17 protein-coding genes are annotated in these 16793 nt (G+C 68.3%); 11 read left to right on the top strand and 6 right to left on the bottom strand.

The genetic code is table 11. The annotated features are described in order from the left end of the window. Positions 1-79: 79 nt before the first annotated feature. On the top strand, positions 80-934 hold the full coding sequence (locus tag E5S69_RS25945; RefSeq protein WP_171517324.1) for a ferritin-like domain-containing protein: 855 nt from the start codon (positions 80-82) through the stop codon (positions 932-934). Between the two features lie 6 nt (positions 935-940). Here E5S69_RS25945 and E5S69_RS25940 read toward each other — a convergent pair whose 3' ends face one another. Together E5S69_RS25940 and E5S69_RS25935 are read right to left on the bottom strand one after the other, a co-directional pair. Further along, the gene (locus E5S69_RS25940; RefSeq protein ID WP_171517323.1) at positions 941-2146 is read right to left on the bottom strand and encodes an MFS transporter; all 1206 of its coding nucleotides are present in this window, start codon (positions 2144-2146) and stop codon (positions 941-943) included. A 50-nt stretch (positions 2147-2196) separates the two neighbouring features. Then, on the bottom strand, positions 2197-3420 hold the full coding sequence (locus E5S69_RS25935; RefSeq protein ID WP_171517322.1) for a serine hydrolase: 1224 nt from the start codon (positions 3418-3420) through the stop codon (positions 2197-2199). Positions 3421-3534: 114 nt separating this feature from the next. Here E5S69_RS25935 and E5S69_RS25930 point away from each other — a divergent pair, with 114 nt between their 5' ends. Next, the gene (locus E5S69_RS25930) at positions 3535-4443 is read left to right on the top strand and encodes a LysR family transcriptional regulator (protein ID WP_171517321.1); all 909 of its coding nucleotides are present in this window, start codon (positions 3535-3537) and stop codon (positions 4441-4443) included. Here E5S69_RS25930 and E5S69_RS25925 read toward each other — a convergent pair. Then, entirely contained in the window at positions 4440-6170 is a 1731-nt protein-coding gene (locus E5S69_RS25925) for an acyl-CoA synthetase (protein WP_171517320.1), read from the bottom strand. The two genes, E5S69_RS25930 and E5S69_RS25925, sit on opposite strands and share 4 nt — an antisense overlap. A 119-nt stretch (positions 6171-6289) precedes the next feature. On the opposite strand from E5S69_RS25925, the gene E5S69_RS25920 reads away from it, so the two are divergent. Beyond that, positions 6290-7189, top strand: a complete 900-nt coding sequence (locus E5S69_RS25920; protein WP_171517319.1) for an alpha/beta fold hydrolase — start codon at positions 6290-6292, stop codon at positions 7187-7189. A 19-nt stretch (positions 7190-7208) separates the two neighbouring features. Here the strand turns inward: E5S69_RS25920 and E5S69_RS25915 are convergent, their stop codons facing one another. Beyond that, a complete protein-coding gene (locus tag E5S69_RS25915) occupies positions 7209-8282 on the bottom strand; it encodes an NAD(P)/FAD-dependent oxidoreductase (protein WP_171517318.1) in 1074 nt (357 codons plus the stop codon). Positions 8283-8450: 168 nt separating this feature from the next. Between E5S69_RS25915 and E5S69_RS25910 the strand changes: the two genes are divergently transcribed. The 7 genes from E5S69_RS25910 (at position 8451) to E5S69_RS25880 (ending at position 14477) form a co-directional block, all read left to right on the top strand. Continuing rightward, positions 8451-9296 (top strand): 3',5'-nucleoside bisphosphate phosphatase, encoded by an 846-nt coding sequence (locus tag E5S69_RS25910; RefSeq protein WP_171517317.1) that lies wholly within the window; start codon positions 8451-8453, stop codon positions 9294-9296. 69 nt (positions 9297-9365) lie between these two features. After that, entirely contained in the window at positions 9366-9989 is a 624-nt protein-coding gene (locus E5S69_RS25905; protein WP_171517316.1) for an L-threonylcarbamoyladenylate synthase, read from the top strand. A 76-nt stretch (positions 9990-10065) separates the two neighbouring features. Next, positions 10066-10731, top strand: a complete 666-nt coding sequence (locus E5S69_RS25900; protein WP_171517315.1) for a site-2 protease family protein — start codon at positions 10066-10068, stop codon at positions 10729-10731. Between the two features lie 10 nt (positions 10732-10741). After that, entirely contained in the window at positions 10742-11320 is a 579-nt protein-coding gene (locus tag E5S69_RS25895) for a class I SAM-dependent methyltransferase (protein ID WP_171517314.1), read from the top strand. Positions 11321-11457: 137 nt separating this feature from the next. Beyond that, complete coding sequence (dapA, locus tag E5S69_RS25890; protein WP_171517313.1) at positions 11458-12342, top strand: 4-hydroxy-tetrahydrodipicolinate synthase; 885 nt, start codon at positions 11458-11460, stop codon at positions 12340-12342. 49 nt (positions 12343-12391) lie between these two features. Continuing rightward, the gene (bamC, locus tag E5S69_RS25885; protein ID WP_171517312.1) at positions 12392-13621 is read left to right on the top strand and encodes an outer membrane protein assembly factor BamC; all 1230 of its coding nucleotides are present in this window, start codon (positions 12392-12394) and stop codon (positions 13619-13621) included. 67 nt (positions 13622-13688) lie between these two features. Further along, positions 13689-14477, top strand: a complete 789-nt coding sequence (locus E5S69_RS25880) for an MBL fold metallo-hydrolase (protein WP_171517311.1) — start codon at positions 13689-13691, stop codon at positions 14475-14477. Positions 14478-14567: 90 nt separating this feature from the next. On the opposite strand, the gene E5S69_RS32485 is transcribed toward E5S69_RS25880, so the two are convergent. Further along, complete coding sequence (locus E5S69_RS32485; protein WP_236901434.1) at positions 14568-14810, bottom strand: hypothetical protein; 243 nt, start codon at positions 14808-14810, stop codon at positions 14568-14570. A gap of 198 nt (positions 14811-15008) precedes the next feature. Then, positions 15009-16214, bottom strand: coding sequence for a cupin domain-containing protein (locus E5S69_RS25875; RefSeq protein ID WP_171517310.1), 1206 nt, complete (start codon positions 16212-16214; stop codon positions 15009-15011). An 11-nt stretch (positions 16215-16225) separates the two neighbouring features. Here E5S69_RS25875 and E5S69_RS25870 point away from each other — a divergent pair, with 11 nt between their 5' ends. Continuing rightward, positions 16226-16753 (top strand): FKBP-type peptidyl-prolyl cis-trans isomerase, encoded by a 528-nt coding sequence (locus E5S69_RS25870; protein ID WP_171517309.1) that lies wholly within the window; start codon positions 16226-16228, stop codon positions 16751-16753. Positions 16754-16793 lie beyond the last annotated feature (40 nt).

The following is a 16793-nucleotide window of genomic DNA, read 5'->3' as shown; positions in this document are numbered from 1 at the left end:
GGGGGTGGCGCTGCCGGGCTGCGCGGCAGTCGGGCACCGGCCAGGCCCTACAATGGCGGCAGACCCGGATTTTACGCCCATGCCAGAAAAAACACCCGCCGCCCCTTTGCCTGATCCGTCACTTTCGCCGCGCCACCAGGCGCTGGCGGTACTGTGCATGACGGATCCCCGCGCGAAGGCCGTGGCGGCGCGGGCACTTTACCGCCACGTGACGACCTTGCCGGACGCGGCCCTGGCAGCCGGCGAGCCGATCCATGCCGATGCCGCCCATGCCATCCCGGGCCGACCGGAGCGGCCGCCGCTGGTGGCGCCGCAGCACGTCGAGCGGCGCCGCTCGCTGCAGACCGCGGCCGGGCGCGCGGCGATGATCCACGCGCTGTGCCATATCGAGTTCAATGCGATCAACCTGGCGCTGGACGCGGCCTGGCGCTTCGCCGGCATGCCGCCCGCGTATTACCGCGACTGGCTGCGCGTGGCCGATGAAGAGGCATACCACTTCACGCTGCTGGCCGACCACCTCGGCACGCTCGGTGCCGCCTACGGCGACTTCCCCGCCCACAACAGCCTGTGGGAGATGACCGACAAGACCGCCGGCGACGTGCTCGCGCGCATGGCGCTGGTGCCGCGCACGCTCGAGGCGCGCGGGCTCGATGCCTCGCCGCCGGTGCGCGCCCGGCTGGCCGGCGCCGGCGACCATGCCGCCGCGGCCATCATCGACATCATCCTGCGCGACGAGGTCGGCCACGTTGCCATCGGCAACCACTGGTACCGCTGGCTGTGCGCGCAGCGCGGGCTGGAGCCCGTGGCCACCTATGCGCGCCTGGCCGAGCAGTACCGCGCCCCGAAGCTGCGTGGCCCGTTCAATCTCGAGGCGCGCCGCGCCGCGGGTTTCGACGAAGACGAGCTGGCGTGGCTGGAGGCCTCGGCGGGCTAGGCTGGTTCAGTGGCGCGGCGGGAAACCATGCCGGCGCGCCGACCACACCGCCAGCCATGTTGCCGCGAGCAGCGCCAACAGCACCGGCGCGAATGCTGCGATGCCCGGCCCGTCGAGCAGCAGCCCGCCGAGGACGCCGCCGCCGGCGATGGCGATGTTCCACGCCGTGACCAGCATCGACTGCGCCACGTCGGCGGACTTGCCGGCGGTCTTTGCCAGCGCCGTCTGGAACAGCGTGGAAACGCCGCCAAAGCCGAGGCCCCAGATCCCGGCCGCGCCATAGGTAACCGCGGCGTGCGCGCCACCGGCCGCAAGCGCCAGCACCGAGAGCCCGAACAGCAGCGTGCTGGCCAGCGTCAGCGCCCGCAGCCACCTGTCGATCAGCACGCCGGTGACCCAGATGCCGGCGAGCGAGGCCGCGCCGAACACGAGCAGCACCAGGTCCAGCCGTGCCCCGGCGTTGGCCGCGCGCAGGAACGGCGCAATATAGGTGTAGAGGATGTTGTGCGCCAGCACGAAGGCGAGCGTCACGAACAGCACCGGGCGCACGCCCGGCAGCGTGAACACGCGCGCGAGCGGCAGCCGCTGGCCGGCGGGCTGGCCGGCAAAGTCCGGCACGCTCGCCAGCACCCATGCAATCAGGCCGAGCGCGATCACGCTGATGATGCCGAACCCCGCACGCCAGCCCATGATGGCTCCGACGAAGGTCCCGGACGGCACGCCCAGCGACAGGGCGAGCGGGATGCCCACCATCGCGACGGCGATGGCACGGCCCTTGAGGTGATCCGGCACCATGCGCCCGGCATAGCCGGCCAGCAGCGCCCACAGCAGCCCTGCCGAAACGCCTGCGAGAAAACGCGCCGCCATCGTCATGGCATAGCTTCCTGACCAGGCCGTGAGCGCGTTGGCGACGGCGAAGCCGGCGATGGCAAGCACCAGCAGCCGGCGCCGCCGCAGGCCCTGCGTGGCCGCCGTCAGCGGCATCGCCGCCACCAGTGAGCCGAACGCGTAGACGGTAATCAGCTGGCCGGCAAGCGGTTCGGAAATCGCAAGGCCGGCGCCGATCTGCGGCAGCAGCCCCGCCGGCAAGGCCTCGGTCACGACGGTGATGAAGCCGGCGACGGCAAGTGCAAGCAGTGCCGGAAGCGGTAGCCGCGCGGGCTGCGCGCCGGGGTGTGCATCGTCTGCAAGCGTGTTGGTGGCTATGGTCATGTTGGCGCCTTGAGCAGGAAGAACGGGTAGCGGACAGGGGTGGCGCGGCACTATGCGCTGCGTTGGCATGGCTGCGCGGCGGCCGGGGCCACCCCATAGACCGCGTCGCGCAGGTCGGTGACAAAGCGGCCGGACATGCCCTCATACAAGGTGTTGGTGAACGCGACCACGCTCAGTCCCTGGCTGCGGTCCACGAACCAGGCGTGGCCGTACGCGCCGCCCCAGCGCCAGGTCCCGGCGGATTCCGGGGAACCCGCCCGGCGCGGGTCGCGCAGCACCGAGAAGCCCAGTCCGAAGCCGGTGCCGGGCGCATCGGGCAGGTCCAGGCCGCCGGTCTGGTCGCGTCCCATGTCGGCGACCAGCGCTGCGGGCAGCAACGCGCCGCCGCCTTGGCGCAGGGTCTCCAGCAAGCGCAGGAAGTCTGGCGCCGTGCCTGCCATGCCGGCCCCGCCGGAAGGAAAGGCCTGGTCGTTGAAGATGCGGGCAAGGCTGTAGCGAATGCCGGCGGTGCCTTCGATCACGGGTACGGCTTCGCCTTCGCGCAAGCGGTGCGGGCGGGGGCTGTCGTTCACGTATGGAGTCGGCACGCGGTGCGCAGCGCGCGCCGTGAAGCCGGTGTCGGCCATGCCGAGCGGGCCGGTGACCAGTTGGCGCACGGCGAGGTCCAGCGGCGTGCCATGGACGCGCTCGATCAGCGCGCCCAGCACGTCGGTGGCAAGCGAGTAGCCCCATGCCGTGCCCGGTTGGTACAGCAAGGGCACGCTGGCGATGCGCCGCAGGTTCTCGGCCAGGCTGATGGTGGCGTCGTCCATGCCGTCGGAGACGCCGGCGCGGGCATAGGGCCCGTCCGCGCCAGCCTCGAAGAAGCGATAGCCGAAGCCGGCGGTATGGCTGAGCAGCTGCCGCGCCGTGATCCGAGCCGGCCGGCCATCGGCCAGGCGCGGGCGGAACTCGGGCAGCCAGCGCTCGATGTCCTGGTCCAGGTCGAGGCGGCCATGTGCCACCAGCACCAGCGCGGCCACCGAAACGATTGGCTTGCTGACGGAAGCCAGGCGGAAGATGGCATCGACCGTCATCGGCTGCCCGCTTTCCCGATCGGCCTGGCCTGCGGCCTGCTGGTGCACCAGCTCGCCGTCGCGGCTGGCCAGTACCACCACGCCGACCAGCCGCTGCTGCGCCAGCGCCTGGTGGACCACGGCTTCGATGCGCGCATTGAGGGACGTTGCGCAAGCAGGGGAAAGGCCCCGGCACGGGGCGATCGCGGGAAGAGACACGGCAGGTTCCTTGTGCGGTGAGTGACCTGCCGACGATAAGGATCCGGCGATTAAAGAAAAAGTGGGCTACAGTTCCTTTTTCTCCGGAACTTTATGTCCGCAATCGGGAGCATCATGGATAGCCTCAGTGGCTTCGCGGTGTTTGTGCAGGTCGCCGAAACCCGCAGTTTTGTCGCGGCCGGACGCTTGCTGGGGGTGTCGGCCTCGGCCATCGGCAAGAGCGTGGCGCGGCTGGAACAGAGGTTCGGCGTGCGGCTGTTCCACCGCAGCACACGCAGCGTCACGCTGACGGCCGAAGGCGCATTGTTCCTGGAGCGCAGCCGCCGCGTTCTGGCCGAGATCGAAGCGGCGGAGCTGGAGCTGGCCGAAGCCACCGCGGCGCCGCGCGGCCGGCTGCGGGTCAGCCTGCCGCTGGTCAGCTCGCTGGTGTTGCCCGTGCTGGGCGATTTCATGCGCGCGTATCCGGACATCGAGCTCGACCTGGATTTCACGGACCAGCTGGTCGATGTCATCGAGGAGGGTTTCGATGCCGTCGTCCGCACCGGCGAGCCCGCCGACTCGCGCCTCTCGGCGCGCCGGCTGGGCGCGTTCCAGGCGATGCTGGTGGCCTCGCCCGCCTATCTGGCGCAGCGCGGCACGCCCAAGGTGCCGGCCGACCTGGCTGGCCATGCTTGCCTGCATTACCGCTTTCCCCATACCGGCAAGCTCGAGGCATGGCCGCTGCGGCGCGCGCCCGGTGAGCCCGAGCCCGCGTTGCCGACCTCGATGATCTGCAACAACATCGAGACGCGCCTGTGCTTTGCGCTGCGTGGGCTGGGCATTGCCTGCCTGCCGGACTTCGCCATCCGCGAGCAGCTGGCCGCTGGCAGCCTGTGCCAGCTCCTGGCCGATCATGTGGGACCGGCCAAGGCCTTCCATGTGCTGTGGCCGGCGAGCCGGCATCCCTCGCCCAAAGTGCGGGCGCTGGTCGATTTCCTGAGCGCGCGCGTCTTTCCTGCCGAGGGCGCGCCCGCCCGGGGCTAGGCGCGCCCGGCGGCGCGCTCCTCCTCCAGCAGCCGCAACACCCGCCGCTGGATCTTGCCCGTGGTCGTCATCGGCAACTGGTCGATGAATTCGATCGCCTTCGGGTATTCGTACGGCGCCAATTGGCCGCGCACATGGGCCTGCAGTTCCGCGACCAGCGCCGCGTCGCCGTCGAAGGAGCGCGCCACCGCCGGCGTCAGCACCACGAAGGCCTTGACCACCGCGCCGCGCTCCGGATCGGGTGACGGCACCACGGCACAGTTGGAGACCGCGGGATGCTTGAGCAGGCAGTTCTCGATCTCGCTCGGCCCGATGCGGTAGCCCGACGACTTGAACACATCGTCGGCGCGCCCCTGGTACCACAGGTAGCCGTCGGCATCGACGCGCGCCAGGTCGCCGGTGCGGCACCAGCGCAGGCCGTCGCGCTCGGTGTACTTGGCCGCGGTAGCGGCTTCGTTCTTCCAGTAGCCGAGGAAGAACACCGGGTCCGGATGCCCGGCGCTGTCGGTGGCGCATACCGCCACCTCGCCGTCCTCGCCGGGCGGGCAGGGACGGCCTTCGTCGTCGATCACCTGCACGCGGTGGCCGGGGTAGGGGCGCCCCATCGAACCCGGGCGCGCCGGCCAGCCCAGGCGCGCGTCGTCGTTCTGCGCGGTGCAGTTGCCGACGATGTAATTGATCTCGGTCTGGCCGAACATCTCGTTGACGAGCACCCCGAGGGCGTCGCGGCACCAGTCGAACACGGTCTCGCCCACGGCCTCGCCGGCGCTCATCAGCGCGCGCAGGCGGATGTCGTAGTGCCGGCGCGGCTCGGGGCAGGCCTTCATCATCTGCTTGAGCGCGGTCGGGAACAGGAAGGTGTTGGTGACGGCATAGCGCTGCAGCAGCTCGAAGGCGCGCTCGGCGGAAAAGCGGCCCTGGTAGCCGACGATAGGCTTGCCGAAATACAGCGCCGGCATCAGCGCGTCCCACAACCCGCCGGTCCAGGCCCAGTCGGCCGGGCTCCAGAACACGTCGTCGTCCTGCGGATACCAGTTCTGCGAGCAGACAAAGCCGGTCAGATTGCCGATCAGCGCGCGGTGCGGGATCAGCGCGCCCTTGGGTGGGCCGGTGGTGCCGCTGGTGTAGATCAGCACCGCGGCCTCGTCGGCCTTGGTCTGCTCGGCGACAAAAGTTGGCAGCTGCGCGGCGAGCAGCACGTCCCAGTCCTGGTCGCCGCGGCCATGGGCATCGCCGGCGGCGATCACGGTGGCCAGCGTCGGGCATTCCGGACGCGCCGCCAGCAGGTTGTCGATCGAGGTCTCGTCGGCGATGGCCACGGTGGCTTCGCTGTGCGCGATGCGGTAGGCCAGCGCCTCCGGCCCGAACAGCATCGACAGCGGCATCGCGATCGCGCCCAGCTGGTAGATCGCCATATGCGCGATCACGGTCTCGATGCGCTGCGGCATCACGATTGCCACGCGCTCGCCGCGCGCCACGCCGAGCGAGCGCAGCGCCGCCGACAACCGGTTGGCCTCGGCCTGGAGGTAGGCAAAGCTATGCGCGTTGCGGCGGCCGTCCTCGTGCTCGGTATAGACCGCGATGCGGTCCATCGTGGCCGGATCCCGCGCCCAGCGCCCGCAGCAGGCTTCTGCGATGTTGAATTGCGGCGGAATCTCCCAGCGGAAGGATTCGTACAGGGCGCGGTAGTCGTCGCGCCGGCTTGCCGGCAAGGCAGCTGCGGTCATTCAAGGTCTCCGTCGGGTCCGCTGCCGCTATAATGCCCGTAAGCGAACGATCGTTCTATTTTGTCGTGGCTTCCTCGCCAGCCCCCGGCGGGAAAGATCCCGACGCAAGGGTGGAGACAATGACAATCAAGGAAACCTCGCGGTCTGAATTTATCACGGTGCGCGGGCTGCGCTACCACGTGCGCCACTGGGGCACGCCGGGCGCGCGCAAGCTGTTCATGCTGCATGGATGGATGGACGTGGCCGCATCGTTCCAGTTCCTGGTCGACCATCTGCGTGGCGACTGGCACGTGATCGCGCCCGACTGGCGCGGCTTTGGCGAGACCGACTGGCCCACGCGCTACCCGGGCACGCAGTCGTACTGGTTTGCCGACTATGTCGCCGACCTGGAGGCCTTGCTCGACCACTACCAGCCCGAGGGCAAGGTCGACCTGGTCGGCCACAGCATGGGCGCCAACGTGATCTGCCTGTATGCCGGCATCCGCCCGCAGCGCGTACGCCGCGTGGTGGACCTGGAGGGCTTCGGCATGACCGCGACACGGCCGGAGCATGCGCCCAGGCGCTATGCGCGCTGGCTCGACGAACTGCGCGCGGGCGCCGAACTGAAGACCTATGACGGCCTCGACGGCGTTGCCGCGCGGCTGCAGAAGACCAACCCGCGCCTGCCCGACGACCGCGCCGCATTCCTGGCCGAACACTGGTCGCGCCGCAACGCGCAAGGCCGCTGGGAAATCCTGGGCGACCCCGCGCACAAGCTGGTCAACCCGATGCTGTACCGGCTCGATGAAGTGATGGCGATCTGGGAGCAGGTCACGGCCCCGGTATTGCACGTGGAAGCGCGCGACTCGGAGACGCTGCGCCATATCGCCCACAAGCAGGCCATCGATGAATTCAAGCAGCGCTTTGGCGCGTTCCGCGACTTCCGCGAGGCGGTGGTGGACGATGCCGGCCACATGCTGCACCACGACCAGCCCGCCGCCGTGGCCGAGCTGGTGGAATCGTTCTGCACCGGTCTGTGATACCGGCGCCTGCGTTCGCTCAGGCGTGCGTCAGCTTTTCCTTCAGCGCGGCGTTGTTGCTGGTGTGCACGTGCACCAGCGCCTTTTCCGGGAACGCGTAATGGTAGGCGCGGCGCAGCGCCAGCGCGGCCTCGTGGAAGCCTGACAGGATCAGCTTTTGCTTGTTGGGGTAGAACGCGATATCGCCCGCGGCAAAGATGCCGCGGCGCGAGCTTTCATAGGTGGTGGTGTCGACCAGGATGCGGCCCGCGCGCATATCCAGGTCCCACTGCGCGATCGGGCCGGGCTCGGACACCAGGCCGTACAGGGCCACCAGTTCCTCGGCCGGCAGTACGGCGCTGCCATCGCGGGTACGCACTTCGACTTCGCTGAGCGTGCCGCCGTCGCCAGCAGTGCGGAGCGCCCCCAGCATGCCGACCACGAAGTCCATCTCGCCCGCGGCCACCGCGCTGCGCATCTCGGCCACGGTGCCGTCCGCGGCGCGAAAGCCTTCGCGCCGGTGCAGCAGCGTCACCCGCGCGGCGACCTTGCGCAGCGCCAGCGCCCAGTCCAGGGCCGAGTCGCCGCCGCCGGCCACGATCACGCGCTTGCCCGCGAAGTGCGACACATCACGCACCGCGTAGTGTACGTGGCGGCCCTCCAGCGCCGGGGCCTCCGGCAGCGCTACGCGTTGCGGCGCGAACGCGCCGGCGCCGGCGCAGACCAGCACCGCGGCGACCTCGAAGCGCTTGCCGCCGTCGGTCGTCACCAGCAGGCGTTCGTGCCCGGCACGGCCTTCCGGCGCCGGGATTTCCGCTACGCTTTCGGCACGCTGGCCAAAGTGCATCGGGAAGTCGAAGGGGGCGCATTGCTCCAGCAGCCGGTCCACCAGCTCCTGCGCCAGGCATCCCGGCACGGCGGGAATGTCGTAGATCGGCTTCTCGGGATAGAGCTCGGTGCACTGGCCGCCGGCGCGGTCGAGCACATCGATCAGCTCACATTTCAGGCCTAGCACGCCAGCCTGGAAGGCAGCGAACAGGCCGACCGGACCGGCACCCACGATCAGTACGTCGGTGGCGGTGACGGGGGCGGCAGCAGGGGTAGCGATGGGCATGGGGCATGGCAGGCACGCCATGTGCCCGCGAATCGACGGTGCAAAGCCCGACTATACCCCGCACCCACCGGCTTTCCGCCGACGCCAGCGTTGCCGGCATGGCTTTGCGCGGGCTGCCGGCTGCGCCGGCGCCACGCAGGCCAGGGGCGACCGGAGTAGAATGCCCCCATGCAAAACGCCCACGCCATCAATGCCGACCTGCATTGCCATTCCACCGTTTCCGACGGCACGCTCGCGCCGCGCGCCGTGGCGCAGATCGCCCGCGACGCGGGGGTTGCGTTCTGGGCGCTGACCGACCACGACGAGCTGGGCGGGCAGGCCGAGGCACGCGCCGCCGCCGAAGAATTCGGCATGCGCTATGTGCCGGGCGTCGAGATCTCGGTGACATGGGCGGGGCAGACCGTGCATATCGTCGGCCTGCAGATCGACCCGTTCTGCCCGGAACTGATCGATGGCCTGACCGAGACCCGCTCGGGCCGGGCGCGGCGCGCGCGCGACATCGCGGACGCGCTGGCCAGAGTGGGCATCACCGGGGCTTATGAAGGCGCCTTGCAGTACGTGGGCAATCCGGACCTGATCTCGCGCACGCATTTCGCGCGATGGCTGGTCGACCGGGGCCGTTGCGCCACCATCGGCGATGTCTTCAGCGAGTACCTGTCGGAGGGCCGCCCCGGCTATGTCGGGCACCGCTGGGCCAGCCTGGGCGAAGCGGTGCGCTGGATCCGCGCGGCCGGCGGCATCGCGGTGATGGCGCACCCGGGCCGCTACCACTACACCGACACCCAGCACGACGCGCTGTTCGATGAATTCACGGCGCTGGGCGGCGGCGCGGTCGAGGTGGTGACCGGCAGCCATACGCCCGACCAGTACCGCCGCTACGCCGAAGTGGCGCGGCACTACGGGCTGATGGCTTCGCGCGGCACTGACTTTCACGGCCCCGGCGAAGGCCGGGTGGAGCTCGGCAAGCTGCCGCCGCTGCCGCCCACGGTCACACCGGTCTGGCACGACTGGTAGGCGCGCCCCGCCTGGCCGGGGCCAGACCCCGGATGCCGCTCCGTTTGATCCGACTCCGCTCCCTGGTCCATGTCCCAGTACTTTGAGATCCATCCGCTCAACCCGCAGTCGCGCCTGGTCAAGCAGGCGGCCCAGATCCTGCAGAAAGGCGGGCTGATCGCGCTGCCGACCGACTCCAGCTATGCGCTGGCGTGCCGGCTCGACGACAAGGCCGCGGTCGAGCGCCTGCGCCGGCTGCGTGGCATCGACGACCGCCACCACCTGACGCTGATGTGCCGCGACCTGTCCGAACTCGGCAACTTTGCCCGCGTCGACAACCGGCAGTACCGCTGGCTCAAGGGCGCCACGCCGGGCCCGTACGTGTTTATCCTGGAAGCGACCAAGGAAGTGCCACGGCGGCTGTCGCACCCGGCGCGCAAGACCATCGGCGTGCGCGTGCCCGAGCATGCCATCCCGCTGGCGTTGCTGGGCGAAACCGGCGAGCCGCTGATCTCGGCGACGCTGCAGCTGCCGGGCGACGAGGCACCGCTCAACGACCCGGCCCAAATCCGCGCACGGCTGGAAAAGCAGCTCGACCTGGTGGTGGACGGCGGCCCGGCCCCGGCGCAGCCGACCACGGTGATCGACCTGACGGGCGGCGAGCCGGAACTGGTCCGCGCGGGCCGCGGCGACATCGCTCGCTTCGGCCTCTGACCGGCAGCGCCGCCGCGCTTTCAGTCGGGTGCATCAGCGTGCGCCCGGGCGCCGGCGGGCCGCTACAATAGCGCTCATGGATTCCTCCCTTATCCAGACCTTCGCGGTCTATGCCCTGCCGGTGCTGTTCGCCATCACGCTGCACGAGGCCTCGCACGGCTACGTGGCCAAGGTGTTCGGCGACAACACCGCCTATGCACTCGGGCGCGTCAGCCTGAACCCGATCCGCCATATCGACCCCATCGGCACCATCGCCGTGCCGCTGCTGCTGTACATCATGACCAGCGGCCAGTTCGTGTTCGGCTACGCCAAGCCGGTGCCGGTGGTGTTCGAGCGCCTGCGCAACCCGCGCTGGCATGGCATGTGGGTGGCGCTGGCGGGTCCCGCCAGCAATGTGGTGCAGGCCTTCGTCTGGGTGCTGCTGGCGATCGGCCTGACCTGGGGCGGCGTGCGCGAGCCGTTTTTCGGCGAGATGGCGCTAGCCGGCGTGCGCGTCAACCTGGTAGTGGCCGCCTTCAACCTGTTCCCGGTGCCGCCGCTGGATGGCGGCCGCGTGCTGACCGCGCTGCTGCCGCAAGGGATTGCGCGCGCGGTAGCCCGCGTCGAGCCCTACGGCATTTTCGTGGTGCTGGCGCTGGTCGCCGCGGGCGTGATCACCACGATCTGGATGACGCCGGTGGTCAATGCGCTGATGTCCCTGATCGAGCTGCTGCTGCGCCCGATCATGGTATTGCTCAATTGACGGGGCTGCCATGACGTTGTCGCACGCCGGCATTGCCACCCCCTCCGCGTGGGTCACGCGCTGGGCCCACCTGCTGCACCCGGGCGCGCGCGTGCTGGACCTGGCCTGCGGCAGCGGGCGCCATGCCGCCTGGCTGGCCGCGCGCGGCCACCAGGTGCTGGCGCTCGACCGCGATGCCGACGCCATTGCCGGCCTGCCGGCCGGTGTGGCCGGGCGGGTGGCCGACCTGGAGCAGGGCGTGTGGCCGCTGGCCGGCGAGGCGCCGTTCGACGCCATCGTCGTCACCAACTACCTGCACCGGCCGCTATGGCCGCACCTGGCGGCCGCGCTGGCGCCGGGCGGTTGCTGGATCTATGAAACCTTCGCCGCCGGCAACGAGACCGTCGGCAAGCCGTCGCGGCCGGATTTCCTGCTGCGCCCTGGCGAGTTGCTCGACGTGGCGCGCGAACAGGGGCTGCGGGTGGTTGCATATGAAGACGGCCTGGTGGAAGTGCCGAAAACAGCCTTCGTGCAGCGCCTATGTGCGGTGCGCGAGGCGACAGCGGCCGCCGGGGCGGCCGCGCCGCCACGCTACCGGCTCGATCCCTGAGCGGTGCGCCGCGCTGTCGGCGCGAACGGCGCCGCACGCGTTGAAACAGTTGGTATCAACCCCTGTCCGGGCAGCGGTCGAAGCGGCCGGCGGTTCCGGTACAATCCCGTTATTCGCATCCCGAATTCCCTAACGTTATGACACAGATTACCGGCAGCATCGTCGCCATCGTCACCCCGATGCAGGAGGACGGCAGCCTGGACTTCCCGGCCCTGCGCGCACTGGTCGACTGGCACGTTGCCGAAGGCACCGACGCCATCGTGATCGTAGGCACCACCGGCGAGTCGCCGACGGTGACCGTCGAGGAGCACTGCGAACTGATCCGCGTTGCTGTCGAACAGGCCGGCAAGCGCATTCCGATCATCGCCGGGACCGGCGGCAATTCCACCAAGGAAGCCATCGAGCTGACCGCCTTCGCCAAGAAGGTGGGCGCCGATGCCTCGCTGCAGGTCGTGCCGTACTACAACAAGCCGACCCAGGAAGGCATGTACCGGCATTTCCGCACCATCGCCGAGGCGGTGGACCTGCCGGTGCTGCTGTACAACGTCCCCGGCCGCACGGTCGCGGACATGAACAACGAGACCATTCTGCGCCTGGCGCAGGTGCCGGGCATCGTCGGCGTCAAGGAAGCGACTGGCAACATCGACCGTGCCGCGCAGCTGATCAAGGGCGCGCCGGAAGGCTTCGCCATCTACAGCGGCGACGATCCCACGGCGGTGGCGCTGATCCTGCTGGGCGGTCACGGCAATATCTCGGTGACCGCGAACGTGGCGCCGCGCAAGATGCATGAAATGTGCGCGGCGGCACTGAAGGGCGACGTCGTCACCGCGCGCCGCCTGCACATGGAAATGATCGGGCTGAACCAGGCCATGTTCATCGAAGCCAATCCGATCCCGGTCAAGTGGGCGCTCCAGCAGATGGGCAAGATGGCAGGCGGCATCCGCCTGCCGCTGACCCCGCTGTCCGAGGGCAACCACGACTACGTACGCAAGGCACTGGCCGCCGCCGGCCTGCTGGCCTGATTTTTCGCGGCGTCCTGCTGTCCGCCTTATCTACTAGGATTGCGTGTCAATGAAACTGAAGCTTAACCGCCGCGGCACGACGCAAGTCCGCCGCGCCGCCCTGGTTGTGCCCGTACTCGCCGTCGGTGTGATGACCGGCTGCAGCAGCATCAACGAGGCCATGCAGCCCGACAAGATCGACTACAAGTCGTCGGCCTCGAAGCGCACCCCCACGCTGGACGTGCCGCCCGACCTGACCAAGCTGGAAGGCGACCGCCGTTATTCGGTGCCTGATGCGAACGGCACCTCGACGCTGTCGACCTACAGCCAGGCCACCAAGGTCCGCGAGCAATCGCCGACCGAGAACGTACTGCCCTCGGCGCAGGGCATCCGCATGGAACGCGACGGCAACCAGCGCTGGCTGGTGATCAGCAACGGCATGCGCGGCGACCAGCTGTGGCAACAACTGCGCGGCTTCTGGCAGGAAAGCGGTTTCCTGCTGGTGCAGGACTCGCCCGAGACCGGCATCATGGAAACCGACTGGGCCGAAAATCGCGCCAAGATCCCGCAGGACATCATCCGCAATACCATCGGCAAGGTGTTCGATGGCCTGTACTCGACCTCGGAGCGCGACAAGTTCCGCACCAGAGTCGAGCGCTCGCAGAACGGCACGCTGGAAGTCTTCATCAGCCACCGCGGTGCGCAGGAACAGCTGACCGGCATCGACAAGTCGAGCACGGTGTGGACCCCGCGCCCGGCCGATCCTGAGCTGGAGGCCGAATTCCTGTCGCGCCTGGCCCAGCGCCTGGGCGTGCAGAAGGAGCAGGCCGACCGCATGGCCAAGAACCCGGCGCCGGCTGGCAACGCCGCCGCCACTGACGGGGCGGCCGCAGCCGCCGGCACCGCTGCCGACGCCACCGCCGCCGCTACGCCGAACAAGTCGTACCTGGCGCAGGTCAACGGTGCCCCCGCGCTGCAGTTGCCCGAGCCGTTCGATCGCGCCTGGCGCTCGGTGGGCCTGTCGCTGGATCGCGTGAACTTTACCGTTGAAGACCGCGATCGCGCGCAAGGGCTGTATTTCGTGCGCTATGTCGACCCGCGCAACACCGTCGACAACCGCGGCTTCTTCTCAAAGCTGTTCACCAAGCCGGACGATCCCAAGACCGCCAAGAAGTACCGCGTCTCGCTCAAGGGCACGGGCAGCGGCACGCTGGTGACGGTGCTCAACGATGCCGGCCAGCCCGAGAACGGCGAGGTCGGCAAGCGCATCCTGTCGCTGCTCGACGAGCAACTGCACTGAGCCGGCGCATGATTGCTGGCTTGCCAGCCGGCCATCCTGGCCGGTGCCTGGCGGGGAGGGCGCAGCCATGATGCGCTTCGCCTTCCTCGGCAGCGGCAGCGAGGGCAACTCGCTGCTGATCGAATCCCGCGAAGACACCACCACTACCCGCGTGCTGCTGGACTGCGGCTTTGGCATCCGCGAGACGGCCCGGCGCCTGGAGCGCTTGGGTGTCACGCCGGACCAGCTCGACGCGGTGCTGGTCACGCACGAGCATGGCGATCATGTCGGTTCTGCCTATGCGTTTGCCGCGCGCCATCGCCTGGCGGTCTATACCAGCCACGGTACCTGGCTGGCCACCTCGCGCCTGCGCGGTGCCGATGTGGCCGACGTCCGGGTTTGCTGCGCCGACCATGGCTTCGCCATCGGCGGCTTGCAGGTGCTGCCCTACACGGTGCCGCACGACGCGCGCGAGCCGGTGCAGTTCGTGCTGTCGGACGGGCACGCGCGGCTCGGCGTGCTTACCGATGCGGGCATGGAAACGCCTTATGTGACCGCGCGCCTGGCGGGCGTGGATGCACTGGTGCTGGAATGCAATCATGACCGCGAGATGCTGCGCAATTCCGTCTATCCGGCCTCGCTCAAGCGGCGCATCGGCGGCGACTTTGGCCACCTGGCCAATGAAGTGGCGGCCAGCATCCTGGCGCAGGTAGCCCATGACGGGCTGAACCGCGTGGTAGCGGCCCATCTGAGCAAGCAGAACAATACGCGTGAACTGGCCACCGGTGCCTTGGCGGCCGCCTTGGGCGCCAGGCCGAGCGACGTGCTGGTGGCGGACCAGGATGAAGGCCTGGCATGGCAGGCGGTACGGGCCTGAAGGGCGGGCGCACCCGGGCAGGACCACGCGGTGGCGCGCCCCAAAAAAAAACCGGCCCGAAGGCCGGTTTTTTTATCGGTGAGAAACCGATTACTGCTTGGCGGCCGGAGCCGAAGCGTCAGCAGCCGGAGCCGAGGCGTCAGCAGCCGGGGCCGAGGCTTCAGCAGCCGGAGCAACCGGGGCTTCAGCAGCCGGAGCCGAAGCTTCAGCAGCCGGAGCGGTAGCAGCCGGAGCAGCCGTGTCAGCGGCCGGAGCGGCAGCTTCTTCCTTCTTGCCGCAAGCAGCGAGAGCAACAGCGGCCAGCAGCGATGCGATCAGGAGAGACTTCTTCATTGTTCGTCCTTTAACTTGTAATAACGAAAAACAGGCGATGAATAATTACCGGTAATTATCGCTCTTGAACTGCAAAATTAGGCCCTCCCGGGTGCCGACATATGCAGTGGTCCACAGTACTAGCCAGCCAACGATTATATCCGCGTTTTCCCGGCTTGTGTAGCGCCGAAATTTGCTGATTCGCAATGTTACGCATTATTACAGCGGCGGCCCCAATTGCAGCCATCCCTCCAGGGTCCAGTGGTGGAAGGTTTCCATCAGGTCAGGCAGGGCGGCACAGGTCTCAACTTCCTGGGCACTAAGCCGCCGATTATCGGCCAGCTTCTTCAGCCACGGCATCAATTCAGCCGGCGGCTCGTAGGCTTCGCCATTCAGGAAAAAATTGGTCCGGTCGTAAAGCGCAATCGATGCCGGAGCCAGCACCACCCCATGCCGGGACGCCAGTGTCGCATAACGGCGCAACGGCAGGTCAGCGATCTCTGCAAATTCAACGCCAGGTTTGGGTTCGGACAGATGGCTGCCGAGGAATTCCGACACCATCTGGCTGTTCCATTGCAGCGCCTTGAGCCGTTCCGCCACCGCCTTGGCCATGCCGGCAGGCAATTGCGCGGGGCGTGTCACGGCGCGCTCGCCGGCATCGGCATAACGGCCGCCGAGATCTTCGTTGTCTTCCACCGTTTCTGACAACCAGGCCAGGAAGTGCCCGGCCAATTCACGATACGCGGGCGCGCGGAAACCGATCGAGCAGGTCATGCATTCGCCCTCGGCAATACCGTCGTGCGCATATTGCGGGGGCAGATACAGCATGTCGCCGGGTTCCAGCACCCATTCCTGCTCGGCGCTGAAGTCGGCAAGAATCTTCAGCGGCATGTCGGGAATCAGTTCGAGGCTGGCCTGTGACGAAATGCGCCAGCGGCGCCGGCCCGAGACTTGCAGCAGGAACACATCATAGGAATCGAAGTGCGGGCCGACACCGCCGCCGTCGGTGGCGTAGCTGATCATCACATCGTCAAGGCGGGCGTCGGGGACGAAACGGAAGCGGCTCATCAGTTCCGCCGCGGCGGCATCGTGGAGGTTAACGCCCTGCACCAGCAGGGTCCACTGGCGGGTCTTGACGCCGGGCAGGTTTTCGCGCGCAAATGGACCATGCGCGAGCTTCCAGCGGTTGCGGAAGTGCGTCACCAGGCGCGATTCGACATCGTCGCGGTCGGCGAGATCGAAAAGCGCATCGCGCGACACCGGCGGCACAATTCCCGGAACCGCCTGTCGAATCAGCAAGGGCTTGCGATGCCAGATATCCCGCATGAATGCAGCAGGCGTCATGCCACCAAGCAGGTCGAGCGGGGTGTCTGGATCGACGGGGCCAGGGGGCAGGGCCTGCGCGTATAATGCGGAATCGTTCATGGAGTCAAGAATTGAAAATCGCTAAGAACACGGTGGTGTCCGTGATGTACAAGCTGTCGGACACGCAAGGCAATCTGATCGAGGAGTCAGATGAAGCCATGGTCTATTTGCACGGCGGCTATGATGGCACGTTCCCCAAGATCGAGGAAGCGCTCGACGGCCATGACACCGGCTTCGAGACCCAACTGCAGCTGGAGCCGGAAGACGCGTTCGGCGACTACGATGCCGACCTGGTGAAGGTGGAGCCGCGCAACCGCTTCCCCGAGCCGCTTGAAGTCGGCATGCAGTTCGAGGGCATGCCGGAGGATGGCGACGAAGAAGACTCCGTCATCTATACCGTGACCGACGTGGCCGAGGACAAGGTCGTGCTGGATGGCAACCATCCGCTGGCCGGCATGGCGCTGCGCTTCTGGCTGAAGGTTTCCGAAGTGCGCGAAGCCACCGCCGAGGAAGTTGAGCATGGTCACGCCCACGGCGCCTCGGGCGTTGAAGTCGTGGACGAAGACGAGGACGACGATACGCCCCGCACACTGCACTGAGCGGTTCCAGTGCTACCCTCAGGAAGCCGGCCGTTGCCGG

Origin of the sequence: Cupriavidus necator (assembly GCF_013141915.1) — a bacterium.
Lineage (GTDB): Bacteria > Pseudomonadota > Gammaproteobacteria > Burkholderiales > Burkholderiaceae > Cupriavidus > Cupriavidus necator_B.
The sequence above is the reverse complement of the archived record's forward strand: the minus strand, read 5'-3'. Positions and strand labels throughout refer to the sequence as shown.